The following is a 24,399-nucleotide window of genomic DNA, read 5'->3' on the forward strand; positions in this document are numbered from 1 at the left end:
AAACGTATAAAAGTGAAACTAAAAGGCCTGACTCCGATAGAATATCGAACTCAGGCCTTGAAAGCCGCTTAACAGAAATGTCCAACTTTACGGGGTCACTTCAGGCCTCGAAAGGTGTGCGGCTTTTTAGATTCTGTAGATAAACCTTGGAGTTTCTATCTACTCAATGGTTGGTTTTCAATGAGCCCGTAAGGAATCGTTTTAAACACTTTCGGGTTGCCCTTGAACGTTGGCGCTTCGTTCACTTGTTGCCAATCGAGTAGCATGATTGCCAATACGTTGCGATGTTCGCCGTACTCAAGGTCAAAGTCACCCGTGATAGAAGGGATCATCCCGTGTTTCTTATCAATAGAGGCTTGGATTGCAAGGCGGGTCTTCTCTACTACTGGATCATCTTCCAAGCCAGCAAGTAGGAAGGTCAAGCCAACTTCGGCAATCACATCTTCTTTTGCACGCAGTAGGATGGTATCGATGTTTTCTCTAAAGTAATCGTAGATCCATTGGTGCTCTTGCTCGCTTACTTGATGTTGGTAGTATTCGGAATCACCAAAGATGACATGTGTCATGCCATAGATCTTATTACCGTATTGTTGGCTTGAAAGCTTCTTGTCCTTGTCGTCGGGATACGCTTTTTTGAAGGTATCGACGAACTCATCAACCACATCTTGTTCACCCAACTGACGTAGCCAGTAAACTTGATTCGCTAGTTGAGCCGCCCACGCTTTCACCATGTCTTCATTGGTTACATAACGAGAAAAGTCATAGCGACGAATGATTTCGCGTAGCTTGGCATCGTTCTTGTGTTCCAAACCGTATTCATTGGCACGTGCCATAGAGCCAAGAAGATCAACGCCTAGGTATAGATATTCGGGCTTATGCTTGGTGATATTGTAACGTCGTACACTGCGCTCATCGTCATCACCGACGTAAGAAGCAACACGTTTCTCTGAATAAAGGACGATTTGCTCCATGGTGTGAACATCATTCGACAGGCTGCTGAGCTTACTAGCGACACGGGCCATATCGCTCCATACCGCTGCGGCGTATTTGTCGTCCAATGTTTGGCGATACATACGTAAACCGTAGTGACCCTCTTTGAACGCTGGGAGAGTGAAGAGTTGGCTTTCATAGGTGGTGCGAATCAGGTCGGCTGATTGTTTGAAAGATTGGTGTTGAGTATCGAGAGAATCAGCTTGTGATTGGAGGTTTGGTACGTTTTTTTCCTGCTTATTCTGTTGTACGTCAACAGCCTCATATGTATCAGAGGAAGCTTGTGCTTGAAACGCAACGGCTACAGAGGCAGATAATAAAGTGCACAGAGTGAGGGTCTTTAACTTCATTTTTTAAGGTACCAAGCTGATTGTTCGTAAGTATAAAATAACACCGATGAATCCTTTAATGTAAGGTTTGGGTCAATACAATGTAAGCTTTATAAGGTTCATTTAGGTTTTTTGATTGAATAATCAGGGTAGTTAACTGGCTATCAGTGATGAATGACTCAATAATGAATGTAGACCAGACTCAAAGTGTGGATTTTTAATAACATGTCGGCATACTGACACAACAAGCCAGAAATGAGCCGATTCAAGGCAGTAAACAGAACAAAAGTGTTAGAGGTTCTCGAATGCCAAGTCGTTTTAGCAAGCAGTGGCCTGCCAAATTAATATCGTTGTTATTTTTCTTTATTGTCGCGAGTGCGATTGAGTATTTTCACGCCAAGCAATTAACCTTCCTCAAGAACGAATCCTATTCAGTCGCTAAAAAGCAGTTATCGATTATTCGCTCCCGCATAGAAGCGACGATCGTGTCTGATATGTATATCCTTAATAACTTCTCAACCCTTGTAACGATCAATCCTAATGGCGATCAAAAAGGTTGGGATCAGATAGCTCAGAACATTATTCGAGATGGCTTCCACATTCGATTGATTGGTCTTGCTGAAAACGATGTACTTAATTTTGTTTATCCATTGGAAGGCAATGAGCAGATCCTTGGCATTGATTATCGAGACCATCCCATCCAATGGGAGTCAGTTGAGATTGCTCGCAACATAGGTAACACCTTTATTGCAGGTCCTTTTGATCTGTTCCAAGGTGGGCAAGCCTTAATAACAAGAACCCCTATTTTTAGAGATCCTCCTTTTAATCAAAACTATTGGGGCGTATCGAGCGCGGTTATCGACTTAGATGCACTGTTAGAAGATGTAGGTGTTGGTAAGATTGAAAACAAATACAACCTAGCCATTCGAGGGGCGAATAGTGCTGGTAAAAATGGCGAGGTTTTCTACGGAACAGAAGATGTGTTTACTAATGCTTTTACAACTGAACAGGTAAACTTTCCTTACGGAGGTTGGTATTTGGCGTTATCGGGGAACGACCACGTACTGATGGATGTGCCTTGGTCTCGAATCCATAGTGTTAGGCTGATTGGGTATGGGTTGATGCTGATTCTTATGGGCGCTTACTTCATGATCTATCGCCTTTATCGTATTGCTGATAGCCGTTCAATGCATGATGAACTGACCATGTTGCCAAACCGACGCTACTTTATGTATAGCCTCAAGCAAGCATTCAAAACGGTTCAGAAGCAGCGAACGAAGACTTTCGCCGTGGTGAATATCGACCTTGATGGTTTTAAAGCGATTAACGATACTTATGGTCACGCGGCAGGTGACAAGGTATTGATTGAGTGCGCCAAACGAATCAAGAGTATGCTGCGCACCTCAGATATTGTTGCGCGTATTGGTGGTGATGAGTTTTTGGTACTGCTGCCACGCATTATTGATGAGCAACACGTGGCAACCATTACGCAAAAGCTACAAGGCGCGATATGCGAAACGCCAGTGGTTTATGAAGCACACTCGTTTTATCTCAGAATCAGTGTGGGGTGGGTCATTTATGACAACAGCTTTAATGATGTCGATGGCCTGTTGAAAGCCGCTGATGAAAAAATGTACGAGCAGAAGCGTCAGATAACCTAGAAAGAATCTCAGTTGCGATTAGAATTTAGTTGCTGAATGTGGGGAAAAGCCTCAGAATACCGCGCTTTGCTCCGTATCAATGATTTGATCAGCAAAAGCTGCAGCGGCACGTTTTTGAACTTTGTCGCTCGTACTAAATGTTATTCAACTGAGAAAATAATCTATGAGTTTTACCTCCCTTGGCCTTTCAGAACCAATCCTTAAAGCTATTGAAGCACAAGGTTACGATAAGCCATCACCAATCCAAGAGAAAGCCGTGCCAGCTGTCCTGACGGGCAAAGATGTTATGGCCGCTGCTCAAACAGGGACAGGTAAAACTGCTGGCTTCACGCTACCTATTCTTGAATTACTATCAAAAGGCCCTCGTGTTCGTCAGAACCAAGTGCGCGCATTGGTATTAACACCGACTCGTGAACTTGCTGCTCAGGTGAATGGCAGTGTTGTTAAGTACGGTATCAATCTACCTTTGACTTCGAGTGTTGTATTCGGTGGCGTAAAAATTAACCCTCAGATGCAAAAACTACGTAAAGGCAGTGATGTGCTGGTGGCAACACCGGGTCGTCTACTTGACCTATACAACCAAAATGCAGTGCGTTTCGATCAACTAGAGATCCTAGTGTTAGACGAAGCGGACCGTATGCTAGACATGGGTTTCATCCGTGACATTCGTAAGATCTTGGCTTTCTTACCTAAGAAACGTCAGAACCTACTGTTCTCTGCGACTTTCTCTGACGATATCCGTAGCTTAGCGAAAGGCTTGGTTAATAACCCGGTTGAAATCTCAGTAAGCCCTGCAAACTCGACGGCGAAAACGGTTGAACAGAGTATCTACCCAGTCGATAAGAAGAAAAAGAGCCCAATGCTTGCGAAGCTGATCAAAGACAATGATTGGCGTCAGGTGTTGGTATTTAGCAAAACTAAGCACGGTGCTAATAAGCTGGCTCGTTTCCTTGATGAGCAAGGCATTACCGCTGCACCTATTCATGGCAACAAGAGCCAAGGTGCTCGTACTAAAGCGCTAGAGAACTTCAAAACGGGTAAGGTACGCGTGTTAGTCGCAACTGATATCGCGGCTCGTGGTATTGATATCCCACAACTGCCTCAAGTGGTTAACTTCGACCTTCCACACGTTTCAGAAGACTATGTACACCGTATCGGTCGTACAGGTCGTGCGGGTGAAGTAGGTAAAGCAATCTCATTGGTTTGTGCGGATGAAGTTGGTGAGCTGTTCGGTATTGAACGTCTAATCCAACAAGTGCTAGAGCGCCGTGAACTTGAAGGTTTCTCGCCAGTAAACAAGCTTCCGGAGTCGCGTTTGGATACACGTCCAATCAAACCTAAGAAGCCGAAGAAAGCAAAACAACCACGTGAACACTCGGATGGTCAACGTTCGGGCGATAATGCTCGCGGTCACAAGCCTGCAGGTAAGAACAAGCGCCATGTACCAGGTACCGGTTCTGCGCCAAAACGTAAACCTACACACGCTAGAAAGCCTGCTGAAAACGGTTCAGCTGCTGCGGGTGAAGAGAAGTCAGTAAGAAACAATGGCAGTAACTTCAAGCGTGGGAATACAGGTAAGAAGCCAGCTTCGAACCACTCTAATTCACAAAGCCACTCAGGTTCACAAAGCAATTCGGGTTCACAGGGGCGTTCGGGCTCAAAAAATAATCAAGGTAAACCGACAGGCTCTGGCAAAGCGAAGAAGTCTGGATACGGTGGTAGTTACGGACCGGGTAAGTCATCGAACAAGCCATCAACAAATAAGCCTTCGGCGAACAAACCGTCTCGATCTCGTTCGAAGCCTGCGCCTCAGAAGTAAGAATTTCTGCTGTTAGTGCCATAAGCAGAGTGTTGCTTTCTTGAAAGTCTAAATCGCTCTGCAACAGCACTGAGATAAACGCGAATATTGATGATCAATGTTCGCGTTTTTTTATGCGTGTGGTATCGAAAAGTGATAGGTCGAAAGGGATGTTAAACTTATTGAATCTATTGAAAAAGAGTAATTTAACTCAAGGTTAATCTGTCTTTAATAAGTTTTTAATAACAACATAATCACTAGCGTTTTTGTTGATATTTGCAATTTGCAATTCCAGTTTGCAAAACAAACAGGAATTTACGGCTAATACGTGTCCAGATGCGTAGTAAATAGGTGATTTAAAAGTTGGCACGTATGCTGCATTAATAGAGGTGACCCTTCTTAAGCCGAGGGTCACCTAGCCAACTGACGTTGTTAGTGAACCTTTATTGTTCACACAAAATATATGACCAATCACACGTTGTGATTGGTTTTTTTTTGCCTGAATTTGGGGTCTGTATTGGTTTTACTCGTTCTCGAAACGGAATAAACCTAATCAACTGAATTCTTCAATTAACTACGTAAAATCAGCTTCGTTAAGCAAAACAAGCAGAGCATGAGTGTTCAGGCCCATGCTCCACCGGTTTCGCTATTAACTCTCACCGCACTTTGAATAACAGCTTGGTTGGCGTGGGCACTCTCCGCCTCTTGAGCAGATAAGCCTCGCCTCTGTTTCTATCCCACGTTCAATCCAATTTATATTTAGAATCTTGGCGATGGTCGTGAGATCTTTCTTGATGTTACGTGGGATCGCTACAGAGCCTCCATTGTCAACGCACGAAGCTTTTAGCTGCTCTGCTATTTCTCTTGAATTACCGCCTTGGGCATCAATCGCAGGGTTGAGGTCTATGCCTGCACACAATACGCGATTGTTACCCGCCGGATCCGTCATGTTGATGGATTCGCAACAGTAGATTCTTGGCTCGTCACCCACGTTTAAAATGGAGATTTGAGCTGAGCTACCCGCACGAGGCTCTGATAATCGACGGAACACAGCCCAATGCTGACATGGGTCGGCCACCGTTCTCATATTCCCCCAAGGAAGTGGAATCCCGTTCCCGCGGTATACCGCCTTGAGTTTCCCCGGTCCATAAGCATCAAAGTAGTGCCAGTGAGGGTAGGGGGATACTACCGTCATTCGTCGCATCGCAACAGAGGGGGAAACCCCTGCTCTTTGGTGGACATCGATTTCATAACCGGTACGGTCAAGCAGCTGTCTGAAAGGAACCTTCGGGCACAGCAGAGCACCAGCAAAGAAGCTGGATTCAAAATCTCGCCACGCTTGCAAAATATCTTGAGAGTTGAGTTGAGAAGACCCTGATACTTGGTTGTCGTCCCATGTGTTGTTATTTCCCACCGATAACACACTCTTTAGTCCTTCTTTGCTATGCAAAATGCAATGGCCGATGTAAACCGACAAGTCGTATTTCAAACGCGTTGGATACTCTTTGAGGATTTCATTCAAGAAGATAGTGCCAGGAGGTTCAAAGAACGACGTCACTAACTGCTTGGCATTGATTCCTAGCTCATCGACCACGTCTTGTGGTGTGCGTGTTACCCAGCGGATATTGATTCCAAGGCTTCTAGCGATGTCTATCAGGTCTTCTATGCTAAGGTTGAGTCGTTTTAGGCCTACCTCTTCAGCGGCGCGCTCAAGGTCAGGGAAGTGGTTCTGGTGGCTCTCTTGATGCGCTCTAATCAATAGATGTGCGAACTGACGGCCCGATATACCGGTCTGTGACAACATCTCTGGTATCGCGATTTGCAGGATGTCGTTGGAGAAAAGAAAGCTAGGCTCAAGAGCCATACCGCTAATCCCGCCACGATTACCTTTGTCGGGAGCAATGGCCTGCTGTTCTGATTCATCGTCGAGAAACCACGTTGGGTTTTTCTGAAAGACCTGCGCGATCACTTCAAGCATATCGATGCTTGGCACCCGCTTTCCACGTTCAATCATTGAGAGGTAAGAAACGGAAGGGGCGTATTCTGGGTTGATTCTAATACAACGCGCAGACAGGTCTTCCATCGTTAAATGGTTACGCTTCCTAAGATTTCGGATTTTCGTACCTAGGAAATGTGACTGACGAACTAAACTTTTTGACAAGGCCATATTTGTAAAATTCACATTGTAAAATTTTTGTTGTGAAATTGTATGTAAAAAAGCGCTAATCTACAAACTAAGCAATTCACAAAATGACAAATAAATTAAACGTTAGTTTGGAATAATTGCTCTAGAACACATTTTTGCGTTACAAATCGGTGGTTTTCACCGGACTGGTCAAGAGGGAAAGACTATGAATATGCTGACATTCGATAAAACAGAAATCCAAAAACAATCAAAGCCATTTATCGCTGAAGCTGTCTTTGCCGTGGAGACAATCAGTGCAAACCAACAAAATGAGAAACAAGTGAAAGCGAAGCAACTGCTTGACCGCCTGTTTCCTCTAGAGCATGGTTCGCATCAAGATGTGACGAGCTACGTAGTCGATTACCGCCATATTATGGCTTACTTTAAAGATGGCCAGCACAGCGGCCTTAAGCACCCTAAGCACTTCGTGGCTTACATGGGAGAGAAAAGTGACCCGGATTCAATCCTGTTCCGCGATGGCAGCGGCAGTCACCTAGAAGTAATGTTTGGTTGCCATAAAGGGACGGGGTGCATTGAGCTAGTTGAGATTGATGATATCCAACTGGAGTCGTGCACGACTTTTGGTCAATCTCCAGCTGAATCAACGAATACCATCTTACACCAAGAAACTATTGCTGCGATGCGACACTGGATCAGCCTAGTTAAAGGTGATGAAAAGGGTAAACCAAAGGCGTGTAGTGAAGATAAAGAATTTAGAGCAAAAAGTGGTGAGGACTACTGCCTAAATTACTGTTTCCAAATTTAAAGCCGAGCCTTCAGCGCTCTGAATCAAGGGCACAATAAACTAAAAGCCCCAAAGGTAATGCCTTTGGGGTTTTCTAATTTCAATAAAGGCGAAACACGCGTAATTCGCTTAAATAGCCTGGACCAATGATGATCCTTATAGAGGCATAACTCGATTACGGCCAAGTGTTTTGGCTTCGTAAAGCAGCCTATCGGCGCGTTCGATCAGCGATTGAGGGGATTCCCCAGGTTCAAGCTCGGCCACACCAAAAGAGGCGGTAATATTGCCGACTTGTTCACCACTGCGACGGTCTTTAATCGACAGCTTTTCTAACGAACGACGGTTTGTATCAGCAAGTTGACGTGCGATACGCACGGATTTATTTGGCACAATAAGTGCGAACTCTTCACCGCCAAATCGATATGCTGAAATACCCTCACGACAACTTAGCTTAAGCTTGCGAGCAATACCTTTTAGAACCATATCACCAAACAAGTGACCGTAGGTGTCGTTGAAGTTCTTAAAGTGGTCGATGTCGAGCAAGATCAAACATAGAGATTGGTTGGCTTCACAGAGTGTCTCTAAATCTCGGTCGAAAGAGCGACGGTTGTATAGGGTGGTGGTGCTGTCAAACAGTGCGTCTTTCTGTACTTCAACAAGCTGGCTTTTGAGCTTAGAGATTTCAGAGGTCGCTGAGTTTAGCTGAGAATTCAAGAATTGAGTTGAATGACGGATGTTTCGAGATTCAGAAACAAGCTGACGTACTAGAGACATCACCTCGTCGATAGAGAGGCTTTCATTTTCAACGCGAGACAGATCTTCAAAGCTTTTATCGATCATATCCGAGAAAGCCGAAGTATCCGTTAGCGTATCATTCATAGAGTTTGATACTTCAGATACCAACAGCTCTAAGTTAGCGCGCAGATCATTGATATTGGTTTCAGATTTGCTGGCAACGTAGTTGTTGTAAAGTTGCTCACCGACTGCTGGGGGGCAGATACCATAATGTTCCAGTACCCCATCCATATCTTTAGTCAGTTGCGGGATCGCATTATCGACATAGGTGTACCAAAGTGCGTAATTTGCAGGTGTGGTGGACACCCTGTTCTTCATCATAAGAGGCACCGCTTTTTTTAGATTAGCGGTGGATTTCTGGAATTCGTCTTTGTTCATTATTTTTACTGCAGATATCAAACCAACTAAAGCCACTAGTGGACAAGGTTAGCGGATTTCGAAGTGCTTTGCTTTAAAAATTATATAATTAATGGATGAGGGTTTGATAAATCACTCATTTTTATTATGAATATCGATTGCGTACTTATAATGCCCATCTAATGGATTGTTCTTTAAACATATTTCTGGTTATTCACTTTGTCGCCAAAGTCGATATTGGTGTGAGAACTAGGTGAAAAGATGAACGCTCAGGATGAGTGGTGACTTCTAGAAAGTGGTGAATGAAATTATGAGCTGAAGCGGTGTTGCTTACACTGGAACTGTTTGAACGGGAACATTGAGTCTATGAGATGCTGTTATGTAAAGTAACTTTGAATCTTAATCTAGTGGGTATTGAATGATGTGACGATTGTTGGAGTCGGGACGGGCTAGGGTGTAATGCGTGTAATAGAGAAAGCGCTTGATGGCAGAAGGGGTAGGAAAATATTTTTTCGACAGATAGAAAAAAGCGCCGATAAAAATCAGCGCTTTAAAATTCTTTTTAGCTAAATGCTAATTATTGAGCAACAACGTTTGCTGCTTGTAGGCCTTTTTGACCGTTTTCAACTTCGAAAGAAACCTTTTGGCCTTCTTTCAGAGTTTTGAAGCCTTCAGAAACGATAGCACGGAAGTGTACGAATACGTCAGCGCCGCCGTTGTCTTGAGAAATGAAGCCGAAACCTTTCTCTTCGTTAAACCATTTTACAGTGCCAGTATTTGTGTTAGACATAATTTGTCCCTTATTCATAAATTTTCTAAATTGTTGATTGCATTCAATGCAATGCGCTGATAATTGAATTATTTAATATTGCTAAGAAATAAGGAAAAACTACTTACAAAAACGGGTAACGATTTTACATGTCAATTTTTTACTATTCATCTAACTTAAATAACTCCGGCTAACAGAGCGAGTGCATGTTAACACAGTCTTTCGAGATGTACACACATTGATTGCAAAATCAGTGTTTTTTTTGTCATACCGTGCGAATTAACAAGAAACACACTGAATTAGTGATAGTTTTGTCTCTTCGCCAACATAACAAAAGGAAGCATCTCAGCTTCCTTTTATTCGATAGTAATTATAGACGATATTAGCGTTTAAAGCTTACATCTTCCGTCTTATCTAGATTAATTTTTGTTTTCGCCGGCTGAGTCTCCGCGATCACTTTACCGTGACGAACTGAGTACTGCACAGGAACTTGGCGGCGCACTGCATCAAAGCCATTCTCTGCAGGAAGAATCAGTAGGCTACCAGGCTTACCTTCTTCGATACCATAGTTGTTTTGAATGTTCAGCGTGCGAGCCGAGTTTTTGCTAATTAAATCAAGCGAGTTGTTGATTTGGTCATAGCCCATTACTTGAGTCACATGTAGCCCCATATGGAGTACTTGAAGCATGTTTGCAGTACCTAGTGGGTACCATGGGTCGAACACATCATCGTGACCAAAACAGACGTTGATGTTCGCTGCTAGCATCTCTTTAACGCGAGTCACGCCACGACGTTTAGGGTAGTCATCGAAGCGGCCTTGTAAGTGAATGTTCACTAACGGGTTTGCAACGAAGTTGATGCCAGACATTTTCAATAGGCGGAATAGGCGAGATGCGTAAGCACCATTGTAAGAGCCCATCGCTGTCGTATGGCTTGCTGTTACCTTTTCGCCCATTTCGAACTTATGAGCTAGGGCTGCCAGTGTCTCAACAAAACGAGATTGTTCGTCGTCGATTTCGTCACAGTGAACGTCGATGAGACAGTCGTATTTACGTGCAAGTTCAAATACATAGTGCAGCGATTCAACACCGTATTCACGAGTGAATTCGAAGTGAGGGATAGCACCGATAACGTCAGCACCGATCTTCACAGCTTCTTCAAGAAGTTCTTTGCCGTTAGGGTATGAAAGAATGCCTTCTTGAGGGAATGCAACGATCTGGATGTCGACCCACTCTTTCATCTCTTCACGAACTTCAACCATTGCTTTTAGCGCAACCAGCGTAGGGTCAGACACATCCACGTGAGTTCGAACGTGTTGAACACCGTTAGCAATTTGCCATTTCAATGTTTGCTTAGCACGAGATTTAACGTCTTCAATCGACAGCAGCTCTTTACGCTCAGCCCAACGCTCAATGCCTTCAAACAAAGTGCCAGAGATGTTCCAGTTTGGCTCACCAGCAGTTTGAGTCGTATCAAGGTGAATGTGCGGTTCACAGAAAGGAGAAACCGCAATACCGCCTTCTGCATCAAGGATATGGCCTTGATGATTGATTTGCGCGTCATTATCGAGAATGCGAGAAAATTGACCATTTTCAATCAGAATCTGTTTCAAGCCTTCTTGGTCTTGAAGTTTCGCGTTCTTGATTAATAAGGTTGTCATAGTGTGTCCTTAAGCGGCCTGAGATTTCAGAGCTTTTTTATTCAATAGAGGGTTTAGCACTAGGTAACTGATTGCACCACCTAACACGGCGTTCAAAGGAACAACGCCAGGGAGGAAGTGACCTGCTGCTACGCCTGTTGCAACCGCGATAATGCCAGCCCAGTTAACGGTTTGGAACTCCGCATTTGCAAAATCTTTGTAACGTTTACGGTTCGCGAAGAAGTCGGCGATGATAACGCCACCAATTGGTGGAATCGCTAGCGAAAGGAAGGTTAACCAGCCAACAAAGTTGTTGTATAACCACAGCGCGAAAATTGTACCGATAATGCCGTTAATGATAGACATTGTAGTACTTGAGCGGCCTGTGATGTTAGAGAAACCTAGGCCTGATGCGTAAAGCGCGTTTTCGTTGGTCGTCCAGATGTTTAAACCTAGTACGATAATCGCAGGCAGTAGTAGACCTTGAGCGATCATCACATCTGAAATGTCCGCTTGACCTGTTGCTGCTGCACCAGCCGCACCGAAGATGAACATCAGCGAGTTACCGATGAAAAACGCGACCATGGTAATCAGTACTGCGCTCGCTGGTTTCTTACCGAAGCGCACGAAGTCAGCCGTTAATGTACCTGCACTCACAAATGAACCGACAACCATAGCTAAGGCCATTGAGAAGTCCATTGGTGTTTCTGGCTTGATAAGTTGTAGCTGTTCTAAACCACCAACACTGTCTACGGCTGTCAGTACTGAGTAACCACCCAGAATTGCAATAGCAGGAACGGCGACCGCTGACAGCACCATGAGCGCTTTAATACCAAAGTACACAGTACCTGTCATTAGCAAACCAGATACGATGATTAAGGTGTTGGTATCAATGCCTGTCGCTTTTTGTACTGGAATCGCGAACATCGCTACACCTACGCCAAACCAACCGACTTGTGTGCCACCAAGTAGAGCAGAAGGAAGCCATGAGCCTTTAGTACCGAAAGAGAAACGAGCAAGGAGGTGAGTAGAGAGGCCAGTAGATGAGCCGATGTAGCCAAGAAAAGAAGTGTAAATACCGAGAATTAGGTTACCGATGAGAACGGCGAGGAAGAAATCGTTGAATGAAAGGCCTGTCCCGAGTGAACCACCTGTCCACATACTTGCAGAGAAGAAAGTGAGTCCAAGCATTACCATGGTGAGTGAAGCAACTCCTTTCCTAGCCGATGTTGGAACCGGCCCTAGACTGTAGTTATTATCAGCAGCCATTTTTTAACCTCCGCAAATGATCAAAATTAAAATTAACGGTCGCCGTATTGCAGGCAAACGTGCGCATTATGGTGATATAAATCACATAGTCAATGCTAATTTTATCAATAGAGCTAACTTAAAATCAGTTTTCTTATTAATTTCTATATAAAACATACGGTTATTTTTATGATTTATTTCGTAGAAATTAATAGAAAACGTTTTCTATAGCGTGTTGGGTATCTACTAGCGATGGTTGGCTATGAATGTTGATTGTTATGCGATTGAATGGGTGTCTGTATCGAGGGGGTGATTGGTTAGCCAAACGACAGGTAAAAAAATAGCCAACCGCAATAATCGCGATTGGCTTATATATTTTGTGAACAAGAATAGGTTCACTAACAACGTCAGTTGGCTAGGTGACCCTCGGCTTAAGAAGGGTCACTAGTTATATTGCAGTTAGTGTGCCAACTCTAAAACTCTTATTTATTGTCTGTTTTATAGCAATTTGGTGCGTATTTGAGCGATATGTTCGCATTTTAATATCTTGCCTTTGCGTTTTGCAAATGCATTTTGCGAATTGGTGTTTGTTTGACGACAAATAGTAGGGGGTTTAAGGTGTTGGCTCTTCTTTCCGGTTTAAACGTATCAGTTTGTATTCAAGAAACGAAAAGCCCGAGTAATCAATGATCACTCGGGCTTGGTATTTCTAATTCATGAAGGTGGCTAGATAGAGTAGAAGAAGTACAGTTGAGACTTCATTCTGATGATGATGCCACGAATAACATCGAGGAAGGCCATAAAGCTAATTGGCTTCTCACCACTAACCCAAGCAAGCCCTACTGAGCCGACAGGGATGTCGTAACCTTCTGTTTCATCAATCTTCAAACGAACGAAGTGGTGCTTGTTCTGAAGGTTTCGACCTGTGGTTACCCGAACCTGTTCATCGATACCTAATAAGCTGGCTTGTGCCTCACCCGTTGCTTCTACAATTCCTTCTACTGTCGCAGAGAAGATTTTCCCTGGGTATACCGCTGTTGCGAACTCTGCGGGCTGACCGACTTTGATGTTGCGAATCGCTTGGTGGTTGACTCGCATTAACACGTATTTCTCGTCGGTATACATTTGAATACGAGGCATCAACGAAACTCGTTGTCCTTCACGAAGAATGAAGTTTGTCACAAAGCCATCAGATGGCGCCGTCACTTTGGTGCTATTTAAGTCCCATTGCGCTTGTGCCAGTGTCGCTTTTGCAGATTCGACTTCCGTTTTTTGCTTACTAACGTTGGTCTCTGCTTTGTGGATGTTTAACTTGGCGTTTTCCGCATCCACTTCTTTTTTGCTCAACTGAGATTCAAGCGTAGTGACGTTGTGTGTTGCTAAGTCTACTTTAGCCGTTTGCTGATCGATATCGGACTCAGTAATGGTATGTTCAACCACACTGTTTTGCTTTTGATAACGATCCAGTGTCTTAGACTGCAAAACTAAGTCGGTCTTTGCTGACTCGATCTGCGCAATAGAGGCTTTGATGTCTTGAAGCGCAGACTGATAGCTGACTTTTGCGATACTGACTTCTTGACGAGCGGTATCTAGAGCGACCTCTGCTGACTCTAACTGAACCTGTGCCTTGTCTCGTGCGATAACATATTTGGTGTCATCTATCTCATAGATCAATTGTCCTTCTGCCACGTCTTGGTTCGGGTGAATATGTACCTTCGTGGTTTTCCCAGACACATTGGTTGAATCTGGACGCAATTGAATGTGTGGCGATTGAACTACAGAGCCCCCAGACAAATCCATTGGCGTGAAGTTAATCAGTCCGACCCATACAAACATCAGCCATGATGTACCTCCAAGGTAAGCAAACGCTTTTGTGCCTTTGTTCCAAGGCATACCAATCAGTCTCAACAAATAGATGAACAGCGCCCAAATTGCTAAACCTTCTAACATGTTTGGTTCTCCTCATCTTTAGTTTTAGTCGTCGTTGAATCTTTTGGTGTTGGTGGTGCTTTCCATGTATCTCTGAGGTTGATGATGGCTTTCTCCATATCAACGAATGCTAAGATCACGGCGAGTACCCATACCCAGTGCCATAAAAATCCAATCCATGTGAGTGCAGTGATCAAACCGAGTTGTTGATGCTCTTTACTGTGAGCTTTATTGATTGGTAATTCATGAACACGCCAGAACCCGTAACATGCGGCGGCAATAGTTGCGACCAAGACAACCCCCGCAACTACGTGTAGCGCTGTATCAGCGCTAGTTCCGACAAATGGGACACTTACTAAACTCATTGATAAACCCTAAGCTAAATTGAGCGCTGAGTGTGATAGATATCCGATTTATAGGTTGCAAATTTACCAATTACTTCAATAATGACAGGTAAATGATTTGATCTGTAATTGCATTTCAGGGGTTTATCACGAATGAACAATTGTAACTTCTTAAGAGCATTAGGAATTTTAGGTATTTATCAGTATGCGGCGGCTAACCGCGACATAGATATGGATTCTTTAGGTATTCCCAAGTCAGTCTTCGCTAACGCTTTGAACCTGATTCCTGTCAATGAAGTGGATAAATGGTACGGCTTACTCGAGCAGCAAACGAACGATCCCGACATTATTTTGAAGCTTGCCGATAGGGTGGATATTGAGAGGTTAGGGCCACTTGCTAACTGGTTCTTCTCCGGACACGACTTAGCTTCAACTATTCGTCGAGTCAATATTGGACTGCACTGTTTACAGTCGGGGGCTTTTCTCTATGGAACCCAGGCTGGGAGCTTAATTAAGTGGTGTTACGATAATCCTGAGTATTCTGAAGTTGGTAAGGTTCATGACTCAGTGCGTATCGCAATTTTCATGATGAAGATTATTAGGCGATATTTAGGGCCTGATTTCAAACCAGCGTTCGTTTCTATCGCAGGGTATCGTGAAAACGTTGACCTTTATGAAAAGTACTTCGGCTGCAATATTCAATGGGGCCAACCACGCACCGAGGTTTGGATTCCAAGTAAGTCGAGACTATCGATTAATCAGTCACCGAGTGTTGGGAAAATGGGTTTGGCGATGAATTTTCATGATCTAGACAATTACCTCAATATGCCAGATGCCGGTGATGAACATAAAGTGACGTATGAGATGATCAACTATAGCCGCCACTTTGGGTTGCCGACCTTGTACAAGGTATCGAGTTTACTGGGGTTATCTGAGCAACAGTTTCAACGGCGCTTGCATAAATTGGGTGTCAACTTTTCTACCATTATGGGTTATGCATTAAGCAATGTTGCGGTGGAGTTGTTGAGTTATAAATTGTCCATTGAAGAGGTTGCCAAACGCTTAGGCTATACCAATGTCGCGAGTTTTAATCGAATGTTCAAAAAGCATAGAGGCTTAACGCCAAAGCAATATATAGAGAGATTTAGGAGCGATCTATAGCTGTATGACTAGTCGACGTTCGGGTTTTGTAATTTGCCCGAACAATAAACCATTAGCCAGGTGCTGAGAACGAAAGGTGCCGTTAACGGGATGAGTTCTAGTCGATGAAAAATAAGGGTGATTAGGCAACTGCAGAGCATACCCGCGATAACCAACTGCCATGTAACTCTTGGATAGAGAACGAGTGCCAATGTCGCTAAAATGGCGTTGTAGCCATACAACCCTTGGGAAATCAGTGTGTCATCAACACCAATCATGTAGCTAAACAGAGTGCTGATGACTGCAGCCAACACGATCCAAACTGCGTATTTGACGCTGTGGAGCGCGATAGCAATTAAAATAATCAGCCCTGTCCATTCGTTGTTGATAAAGCTGACTTGGCTGATCCCTTTAAGTATGGTCAGAATAAAAGTGGGCAGCAGAGTTCCAAAATCGACATCAATATTCATCAGCGGTATCCGATTAGAATCTGATGGAGAAAAGACCGAAAGCGCCAAGCTCGATTGAAGTACATAAATCAGCCAGGCAATAAGGATAAACGCGCTGGTATAACCTCGATATTTATTAAATCTGAATACGATATTAGCGATAGGTACGGTGAGTAGTGCACCGAATATTGTTACTATCGCCAATAGTGGCGTCACACCAAAAAAGTTTCCGATGAACAGAGCAATCAGCGCTCCGTTTAGCGCATACATTCCACTGTTTATGTGATGATTTGGTTTGCTGTTGGTATGACTAAAGGTATGGACACCACGAGCCAATGTGTAGCTGGAACTCGCACCAAGCAAGGTGAGTAAAGCCAGCGGAAGTGACTCCATTGAGATCGCAAACAATAGTAGAGCCGATGTCACGAGAGAAGGGGTGAAATAGACTTGCCCAATACCATTGAGCAAGCCCTGATGTTGTTGAAAGCCCTTATTCGTCTGCATCGTCTGGCTACGTTATTTACTGATGTTAAAATTATGATAAACCAGATTGTATACAACTATCCTTTGCTGACCACCCTATCGTGCTAATTCTGATACCAACGTTCACCATAAGCTTGTTGGTAGTCAGGCTTTTCAATGAGTCCCTCTTGCTCGGGTACCGTTTCTAGTGGCCCCACAACGGTTCGATAGGGAAGTACCCCAGCCCATACAGGGATATCCATATCAGCCAGATCGTCATTCACACCATGCTTACCAATTTTCACCGATGCTTCAGTTAATGGTATCGCCAATAACTCAGTCGCAGTGAGCTCTTTTTCATTGCTCAGCCTAACCTCTTCGGTTCTACCAGGGGCTATCTGCTCAATGAAGATATTCAGCAAGCGATCCTTTTCTTGATTGTCGTCGATGACTGAAAATGAACCCAGTACAACCGCTGAACGGTAGTGTGCGCTGTGATGAAAGGCTGAACGAGCCAACACCCAGCCATCAAATAGCGTGAATGTTAAACAGGTTGGTTCACCCTTTTTAAGCCCTCTAAGCAAGCGACTGTTTTTTGCACCATGAATGTAGACCATGTCATCGACTCGCCATGCCAACATTGGTATCACCATCGGCCCTTGTTCGCCTTGCAAAGCAATATGTGCGATTAAGCTTTCATCAATGATTTGATGCAGTTTCTCTTGTTCAAATACCGCTTTATGAGCCCCTTTCTTAATCGTGGTTCTTTTCGTGTTAGATAACATAATCGCTCCTTAATCATTGCCTTTTGATTAATGTAGCGATTAACTGGTCTATTAAATAGAGCCACTTTTAAACACTACTTGGATCCAGTTATGCAGCCTATCGATGTCGGTGACCTACAACTTAGTGAGCAACATGACACGCGTCAAACCGCTTTATTCCATGCGATCAGAGAGAAGATCGTTCAAGATTTATGGAGTAAAGGCAGCAAGTTACCTTCAACGCGCAAGTTGGCTGTTGAGTTATCGGTGAGCCGAAATACGGTGATCTACGCGTATGAGCAGTTAGTCACGGAGGGCTATATCGAAAGTCGTAAGGGATCTGGCTTTTATGTGTCGGTCGAACAGCCCGAACATTTCTTGAACTCGTCTCAACCTAACCTTGCTCAAAAGACGAGTCAGGTGACTGCACAGGCTTCGGTAGCACCTAGAACCATAGCGACAACGCATGATATCAATAGTGGCTTTGCCCCCGGAGTGCCTGATCTCAATGCTTTCCCTTTTGCGAAATGGCAAAGGCTACTGCAGCGACATTCAACGCGTCAAAACATTGCAGGCAACCAAGACGTCCAAGGGAGTGTGGCTTTACGAGATGCGCTCAGTGGCTATCTCGCGAGCAGTCGTTCAGTTCGCTGTCACGCTGATCGAATTATTATCACGGCGGGGGCGCAACAAGCGATTTCCATTGGTTTGATGGCTACGTTGATGATGGGGGATGAACTATTGATGGAAGAACCTGGGTATCGACAAGTCCATAAAATCGTTGATCTGTTAAAGCTCAAATTAGACGGTGTGGCGGTGCGAGAAAAGGTTGGGCTTGATATCGATAAAGTCCTCTCCAGTAAAGCCAAGGCTTTGTACGTCACTCCGAGTAATCAATACCCGATGGGGACTACGCTTAATACTGAGCAGCGCCTTAAGCTGATTGATTGGGCGAACCAAAACCAATCTTGGATCATAGAGGATGACTATGACAGCGAGTTTCAGTTCGCTCACCGTCCATATACCAGTATGCAAGGGCTAGCGGGCAAGCTTGGCTTGGATGATCGTATTATCTATGTCGGCTCACTAAGTAAGGTGATGTTCAATGGCCTTCGCTTGGGTTATTTGGTGGTTCCAGAACACTTGGTTGCTAAGTGTCTCGAGATTAAAGATGCGCTCAGTGGAGATACCGCAAGCCACACCCAAGAAGCACTGGCTGATTTTGTTCGTGAAGGTGATTTATTACGACATATCAGGAAGATGCGTCGTTCGTACAAACTCAAGTACGAAGCGATGATCGATGCTATTGAAAGTGAGTTTAACGGCGACCTTGAGGTGATAAGTCAAGCGGCGGGACTGCATGTGACCGTCAAATGGAGTGGTGGCATTTCTGAACATGAATGGAGCCAAAGAGCTGAACTCGACAATATTATTGTTCGACCATTTTCTTTTTACGAATATGGCTCTAGCGTTGAGCGTGATTGGAGTGGAGCGTTATTGGGTTTTGGGAATATTCGTTTGGCAGAAATAAAGCCGAAGATCAAAGCGATCGCTCGGCTTTTTTATCAATAAAGGTGTCGATAGTACTTATAACTTGTCGATAGAAACGGTGGCTTTACCGAACCACCTTTGCCAAGGAAGTGACAATGTCACAAAAATCGTCACAGCATAGAGCATTGACCAACTTAGGCAGATAAATACGACAGTGCAGATAACCAATGAAAGCATCGCTGTGTATCTAGAAGCACCATTCAGAAGTCGGCAAGCGGCTAGCATTGCAAGTAGATAAACCAGAACAAAAATACCGTTAGCGAGCTTTAGAAAGAACTCAAGATCTAGATCGGAAAGCTCGCCAATCACACATGAAATCAGTGCGATAACGCCGATTGCTAGCGTTGGGTAGAGTGGCACTCCGCGGCTATTGAGCTGGGCCATTTTGCCATCAGGTCGATGTTGACGAGCCTGAGCCCAGATCATTCGTGACAAGCTTTGTGTGTATAGATTCAGGCTAGCGAAACAGGCAAAGAAACCAAGCACACTGATAACAGCTTTAAATCCATTCCCAAACAGTTGTTCAGTTACCCATGGGATTGATGCGGCGTCAAATTCCGCAGAGCCATACGCACCTAGCTTGAGGATCACCACTGAACAAGCCCAATACACTAAGCCAGCAACGAAACAACCCACTACGATAGCAATAGGGAAATCTCTTTGAGGGTTTTTGAATTCCTCCCCCATATGAGCAAAAGCTTCGATTCCGACAAAACACCAAAACATCACTGCCAGTGCGGCGCCAATAGACCACATGGAGTCAGAGGATAGGCTAGGTACCGCTATATCGGTTACAGTGATCTCAGCCTTCCAAACGAAAGCACTAACTAAGGCAAAGATTGACAGGGCAATCACGGTTTGTAGGCGGCCGGAAGATTTACTGCCCATAAGATTGACCGCAATCAGTAGCGCTACGGTAAAGAACTGAGCTCCGAGTGGTGTGTCGAGCGGTGCTGGTAATAACTGTTGGGCAAAGCCGCCAGCCAATGCGATAGCTGCTGGAATACCCACGGGTACTACACTCACAAACAACCAAGCGACACTCGTTTCCAATCTTTCACTAAACGCTTGGCGAACAAAATAGGCGGTGCCTCCCGCGTTCGGGTAGCGTTTACCCAGCGCGGCGAAAGTAAGAGCAATAGGGCAAATGGCGATAAACAGGATTAACCAGGCTAACAGTGATATCTGACCTGCAATACCTGCCGCGATAGCGGGAATCATAAATAGTCCAGTACCAAGCAAGGTCGTTGAAAGTTGTCCGATGCCGGACATTAGCGTGATTTCTTGTTTTAGCTGGGTCATTCGCTCTCCTAGCTTGTGACGATTTTTATTTGGGAATGGAAAAGAGTGTGAATGAAAGCATACATTGTCGTCATCAATAATACAGCTAGCGAAACGTCGTAAGCCGCCGCCATTTTAACGGTATTTGTTGGATTAAGTGTCAAAGTGTCGGCTGTCGTAAACAGCGACTGTTATAAGTTCAAAAGTTGTGTCAAATTAGGCGTGATAAATAGAACAATAAATGGGAAGAATCAAAAGCATGGATAAATTTGATCGCCAAATTTTGGATATCCTAAAAACCAATGCTCGTTGCTCAGTGAGCGATATTGCGAGAGAAGTGAGCCTCTCTCGTTCGGCGGTGAATGCGAGAATTAAGAAGTTGGAAAGTGACAAAGTCATCAAAGGATACTGCGCTTTGGTTGATGAGCCCAACCAAATTAAGAACGTATGCGCTTATATTTCGTTGAAGTTCGACCTGTCGAGCAGTGACCATAGTTGCGAGTCTTACGCGAACCAAATTCATGGTATTGACGGTGTGCAATGGTGCCACTCAATTAGTGGAGAGACCGATATGATGCTGTACGTTGAGGTCGAGAGTATGGAACGTCTAAATCAAGTTCGCGATCAGTTGCAAAGCTATCCAGAGCTTCGCCATTTAATGACTCATACCGTGTTGACCGAGTTTTTTAATAAGCTGAGTACGACGGTACATTCATGTTAGGCAATATCAACTTAAACCTACTGCGCTCACTGCATGTCCTTCTTGAAGAGTGTCATGTGAGCCGCGCCGCCCAACGTCTGCATATCACGCAATCCGCGGTGAGCCGCCAACTTAGCCAGCTACGAGATTTATGTGGTGATCCTTTGTTAGTGCGTGATGGCAATAAGCTGGTGCCAACCAATCGAGCTATTTTGCTTAAAGAGAAACTCGATGACCTACTCGGTGAGTTTGACCACTTGCTAGATGACAAACCATTTGAACCGCAAGAGTGGCAGGGGGAGTTTGTATTGTCTTCGAGTGATTATGTTGCTCAGTATATTTTGCCTGTGATTGTTGCCGAGGTATCAGCAGATGCGCCGAATATCAATTTGGCCTACCGTTTGTGGCAGCCAAACTACTTTGAATCACTCAATGAATCAGGAATCCACTTGGCTTCTAGCATGTTTCCTAAAAAGCCGGAACATGTATCGAGTATCAAGCTTGGAGAGGACAAATCGGTGTGTTTAATGCGCAAGTCACACCCATTGGCTCAGCACGAGGTGTTAAGTTCCGAAGATATTGTCCACTACTCTCATATCAAGGTTACCGGGGGAGGAGATAAAGACAGCTACGCCGATATTGCATTGAAAAAGCAAGGGTTAAAACGCAGAGTTGCATTTAAGGTTCCGTTCTTTTCATCGGCAAGTAATGTGTTAATGCAAGACGATTATTTGATGATCGTACCTGAGCATATTGCCTATAACCTAGGTAGGCATCTTGAGGTTAAGTACTTCCCATTGCCGTTCGAAACCGAAATGCACACCTATTGGTTAATGTGGCACCCGAAGTATGACAACGACTCTGCACATAAATGGGCTCGAGAAAAGGCGTTCCAGGCAATGCAAAAGTCGAGTTACAATATCAGTATGATTTGAAGTCATGGCTATGATGATTATCTTTGATTTCAAATAATACCAAGTGATAATTATGCTAACTATCAATGGTAGAGCGTTCAACAAGAACGCATGGTTTGACTAGGAATGGAATGATGACGGTAACAATTTGGTTTTCTTTATTGGCGATTTGCCTACTAGGAGCAATGTCTCCGGGGCCAAGTTTAGCAATGATCGCTAAACACAGCTTAGCTGGTGGTCGTATTAATGGGCTTATCGCTGCTTGGTCACACGCTGCAGGTATTGGTATTTATGCGTTCGCAACCATCGTAGGCTTGGCGGTGGTATTGGAGCAATCTCCAACATTATTTAAAGGTATTAGCTTGGCGGGTGCAGCTTATCTGTTGTACTTAGGGGTAAATGCCCTGCGTTCGAAAGGTGGAGTGGCTGCGAAATTAGAAGCTGGTGAGCAGATGAGTTACATGCAGTCTGCTCGTGAAGCTTTCTTGATCTCTATCTTGAGCCCTAAGATTGCACTGTTCTTTATCGCTCTGTTTAGCCAATTTGTCGCGCTCGGTAATGAGCTGACTAACCAAGTGATTATTGTCTCGACTCCGCTGATTGTTGATGGTCTTTGGTACACCTTCATTACCTTGGTGCTATCTAGCCCTCTCATTGTCGAACGAATCCGTTCAAAAGCGCAGCTGATTGATCGACTTTCAGGTATTGTTTTGATTTTGCTTGCCGTGCGCGTGGTGTGGACCATATAGCGTTAGACAACCGACTCGCAATAAAAAGAGATGTACTAAAAAAGCTCACAGCGAATCGCTAGTGAGCTTTTTAGGTTTTATGCGTTGGCCCCGCTAACCTGCCGAGTTTAGCACTGAATCTAGTTTGGCCATCGAGTCGGAAAAGTAAGGGTTATATGTTAAACGAGCGTGATTCTTACCTTCTTCACGGTACCCCCATGCTGAGTACCATACTTCGCTGTTTGCGTTGCACTTCTCCTCGAAGCCCTCTTCTTGTCCATTCGAGCAAATTTTCTCGCTGCCATTGATGCCGTAATACGGGTTACTTGGCGAGAATAGTAAACCCATGTGTGAGCCGTTCGAGATACGTTGCTCTGGGATCTTCATGCTGTATTGAACGGCGCGAGGGTCATCGAGCTTAGTTTCCCCTTGCCACACCAACACATTATTTGGGTTTGGCATAGACTCAGTAAACGCCTGCTGAACAAAGCTAGTGTCTATCACACTGTCGCCTTCACTCATCATAATGAACACTGGCTTGTCGAATTGCTGAGCTTCTAAATCTGCACGAACCACTTCTGAGGTCTCGTAGTATACCGATGCTCCGTTCATTGGTAGTGAGTTATAACGCAGTATGTTGTCTTCAGGATCTTGGTCTGCCCAAGTCACAAAATAGCTCGCTAGCTCAGCGTATTGTACGGCCGATGAATTGGGTTGAAACGCCGGTGAAAAAAGAAGTAGCCCCTCGATCTTTGGATCTTTCATGGCTTGTGACGTTACAAGGTTCGCTCCGGTAGAGTAACCCCCAAGCCACACTGAATCGTACTCTTGCTCAAGCAACTTAGTATGATGAGCTACAACGCCTTGCCAGTCTTCGAGGTGTGGTTGCATCAAATCACCGGCGCGACTACCGTGACCGGGAAGCAACACGGTTCTGACCAAGTAACCTTGATCGGCTAAATGTTCTGCAATGTCTCTAAATGAATACGGCGAGTCGCCTAATCCATGAACCAACAAAACCGCTTTACCATTTGGTGAGGTAGGTTGGTACTCGGTGGGTGAATTAAGTTGGACCTCTAGTTGCTTGTCTTCGGTGATGAACACACGGTTTTTTAATAGCCAGTCTTGTGTTTCGGTCACATAGGCATCGAAGCTTTCTTGTTGATATTCAGGTAGGTTTGGTGAAGCTTCGTAAGCTGGAGTTGTGGTCTCGTTAGAGCAGCCAACGAGACCTAAAGTCGTAATAGCGAGCAGAGTTAGAATGGTCTTTCTGTGCATTGTTTGGTGTAGTCTCTATCGTTGTTGTCTTGAAGCAAAAGCTTAGACTATTTTCTGTTTGAAAGGTCTTCGTATTCACCTTCAATCACACCTGCATCACTGGTTGATGACTGACGAGTGTTCATATGAGCTGCGAAGCCTTGTTTCTTCATTTGATTTTGAATGCGCTTGCCAGTAATTAAAGCTGCAATAGCTAAAGGAATAGCAAGGATCAAGCTTGTGAATAGCGCTAAAAGGCCAGTAAACAGCGCAACAATCGTAACTAAGATATTTTTCATATTCATTCCTCTTTTTCTATGTTGTTACTTTATCGCTTCTATTCTGAACGAAACATGAACGCCGT

General features: G+C 44.4%; 22 protein-coding genes. 9 read left to right on the forward strand and 13 right to left on the reverse strand.

All coding sequences use genetic code 11. From position 1 onward, the window contains the following. Positions 1-72 (forward strand): IS3 family transposase (locus F0251_RS24675; RefSeq protein ID WP_353057852.1); only part of this gene is annotated, 72 nt, incomplete at its 5' end. Positions 73-155: 83 nt separating this feature from the next. Here the strand turns inward: F0251_RS24675 and F0251_RS15835 are convergent. Then, positions 156-1,340: a DUF3541 domain-containing protein gene (locus F0251_RS15835; protein ID WP_116870908.1), complete on the reverse strand. Its 1,185-nt coding sequence runs from the start codon at positions 1,338-1,340 to the stop codon at positions 156-158. Between the two features lie 284 nt (positions 1,341-1,624). Between F0251_RS15835 and F0251_RS15840 the strand changes: the two genes are divergently transcribed. Further along, entirely contained in the window at positions 1,625-2,980 is a 1,356-nt protein-coding gene (locus F0251_RS15840) for a diguanylate cyclase (protein ID WP_171731332.1), read from the forward strand. A 163-nt stretch (positions 2,981-3,143) separates the two neighbouring features. After that, positions 3,144-4,799 carry a DEAD/DEAH box helicase gene (locus F0251_RS15845; RefSeq protein ID WP_171731333.1) on the forward strand — a complete coding sequence of 552 codons (1,656 nt, stop codon included), beginning with the start codon at positions 3,144-3,146 and terminating at the stop codon, positions 4,797-4,799. Between the two features lie 628 nt (positions 4,800-5,427). Here F0251_RS15845 and F0251_RS15850 read toward each other — a convergent pair. Further along, entirely contained in the window at positions 5,428-6,960 is a 1,533-nt protein-coding gene (locus F0251_RS15850) for a DUF3612 domain-containing protein (protein WP_081090288.1), read from the reverse strand. 169 nt (positions 6,961-7,129) lie between these two features. Here F0251_RS15850 and F0251_RS15855 point away from each other — a divergent pair, with 169 nt between their 5' ends. After that, on the forward strand, positions 7,130-7,729 hold the full coding sequence (locus F0251_RS15855; protein WP_105057972.1) for a malate synthase: 600 nt from the start codon (positions 7,130-7,132) through the stop codon (positions 7,727-7,729). A 135-nt stretch (positions 7,730-7,864) separates the two neighbouring features. Here F0251_RS15855 and F0251_RS15860 read toward each other — a convergent pair whose 3' ends face one another. From F0251_RS15860 to F0251_RS15885, 6 genes are all read right to left on the reverse strand, one after another. After that, entirely contained in the window at positions 7,865-8,881 is a 1,017-nt protein-coding gene (locus F0251_RS15860) for a GGDEF domain-containing protein (RefSeq protein WP_061031267.1), read from the reverse strand. A 556-nt stretch (positions 8,882-9,437) separates the two neighbouring features. Next, complete coding sequence (locus tag F0251_RS15865; RefSeq protein ID WP_004740083.1) at positions 9,438-9,650, reverse strand: cold-shock protein; 213 nt, start codon at positions 9,648-9,650, stop codon at positions 9,438-9,440. A 361-nt stretch (positions 9,651-10,011) separates the two neighbouring features. Next, a complete protein-coding gene (locus F0251_RS15870) occupies positions 10,012-11,289 on the reverse strand; it encodes a cytosine deaminase (RefSeq protein ID WP_171731334.1) in 1,278 nt (425 codons plus the stop codon). A 9-nt stretch (positions 11,290-11,298) separates the two neighbouring features. Then, positions 11,299-12,537, reverse strand: coding sequence for a cytosine permease (gene codB, locus F0251_RS15875; protein ID WP_032498227.1), 1,239 nt, complete (start codon positions 12,535-12,537; stop codon positions 11,299-11,301). Between the two features lie 705 nt (positions 12,538-13,242). Further along, positions 13,243-14,466, reverse strand: coding sequence for an HlyD family secretion protein (locus tag F0251_RS15880; RefSeq protein WP_105057973.1), 1,224 nt, complete (start codon positions 14,464-14,466; stop codon positions 13,243-13,245). Further along, positions 14,460-14,810, reverse strand: a complete 351-nt coding sequence (locus F0251_RS15885; RefSeq protein ID WP_171731335.1) for an MFS transporter — start codon at positions 14,808-14,810, stop codon at positions 14,460-14,462. Before F0251_RS15885 ends, F0251_RS15880 begins: the two co-directional genes overlap by 7 nt. 132 nt (positions 14,811-14,942) lie before the next feature. Here F0251_RS15885 and F0251_RS15890 point away from each other — a divergent pair, with 132 nt between their 5' ends. Next, a complete protein-coding gene (locus F0251_RS15890) occupies positions 14,943-15,950 on the forward strand; it encodes an AraC family transcriptional regulator (protein WP_171731336.1) in 1,008 nt (335 codons plus the stop codon). 8 nt (positions 15,951-15,958) lie between these two features. Here the strand turns inward: F0251_RS15890 and F0251_RS15895 are convergent, their stop codons facing one another. Together F0251_RS15895 and F0251_RS15900 are read right to left on the reverse strand one after the other, a co-directional pair. After that, positions 15,959-16,882, reverse strand: a complete 924-nt coding sequence (locus F0251_RS15895; protein WP_171731337.1) for an urea transporter — start codon at positions 16,880-16,882, stop codon at positions 15,959-15,961. A gap of 83 nt (positions 16,883-16,965) precedes the next feature. After that, positions 16,966-17,625: a pyridoxamine 5'-phosphate oxidase family protein gene (locus F0251_RS15900; RefSeq protein ID WP_061031262.1), complete on the reverse strand. Its 660-nt coding sequence runs from the start codon at positions 17,623-17,625 to the stop codon at positions 16,966-16,968. Positions 17,626-17,715: 90 nt separating this feature from the next. Between F0251_RS15900 and F0251_RS15905 the strand changes: the two genes are divergently transcribed. Next, positions 17,716-19,176 (forward strand): PLP-dependent aminotransferase family protein, encoded by a 1,461-nt coding sequence (locus F0251_RS15905; protein ID WP_116870901.1) that lies wholly within the window; start codon positions 17,716-17,718, stop codon positions 19,174-19,176. A gap of 15 nt (positions 19,177-19,191) precedes the next feature. On the opposite strand, the gene yjeH is transcribed toward F0251_RS15905, so the two are convergent. Continuing rightward, complete coding sequence (gene yjeH, locus F0251_RS15910) at positions 19,192-20,457, reverse strand: L-methionine/branched-chain amino acid transporter (RefSeq protein WP_105057977.1); 1,266 nt, start codon at positions 20,455-20,457, stop codon at positions 19,192-19,194. Positions 20,458-20,695: 238 nt separating this feature from the next. Between yjeH and F0251_RS15915 the strand changes: the two genes are divergently transcribed. The 3 genes from F0251_RS15915 to F0251_RS15925 all read left to right on the forward strand — a co-directional run bounded on the left by F0251_RS15915 (position 20,696) and on the right by F0251_RS15925 (position 22,799). Next, positions 20,696-21,157 (forward strand): Lrp/AsnC family transcriptional regulator, encoded by a 462-nt coding sequence (locus tag F0251_RS15915; RefSeq protein WP_171731338.1) that lies wholly within the window; start codon positions 20,696-20,698, stop codon positions 21,155-21,157. Next, a complete protein-coding gene (locus F0251_RS15920; RefSeq protein ID WP_171731339.1) occupies positions 21,151-22,071 on the forward strand; it encodes a LysR family transcriptional regulator in 921 nt (306 codons plus the stop codon). The genes F0251_RS15915 and F0251_RS15920 overlap by 7 nt, the downstream gene beginning before the upstream one ends. Before the next feature lie 113 nt (positions 22,072-22,184). After that, positions 22,185-22,799, forward strand: coding sequence for a LysE family translocator (locus F0251_RS15925; protein ID WP_102424705.1), 615 nt, complete (start codon positions 22,185-22,187; stop codon positions 22,797-22,799). Between the two features lie 93 nt (positions 22,800-22,892). On the opposite strand, the gene F0251_RS15930 is transcribed toward F0251_RS15925, so the two are convergent. Together F0251_RS15930 and F0251_RS15935 are read right to left on the reverse strand one after the other, a co-directional pair. Continuing rightward, entirely contained in the window at positions 22,893-24,056 is a 1,164-nt protein-coding gene (locus F0251_RS15930; RefSeq protein ID WP_116870897.1) for a carboxylesterase, read from the reverse strand. Positions 24,057-24,103: 47 nt separating this feature from the next. Continuing rightward, a complete protein-coding gene (locus F0251_RS15935; protein WP_017630489.1) occupies positions 24,104-24,334 on the reverse strand; it encodes a hypothetical protein in 231 nt (76 codons plus the stop codon). Positions 24,335-24,399: the final 65 nt, after the last annotated feature.

This window comes from Vibrio sp. 070316B (assembly GCF_013114115.1).
GTDB classification, from domain to species: Bacteria; Pseudomonadota; Gammaproteobacteria; order Enterobacterales; family Vibrionaceae; genus Vibrio; species Vibrio chagasii_B.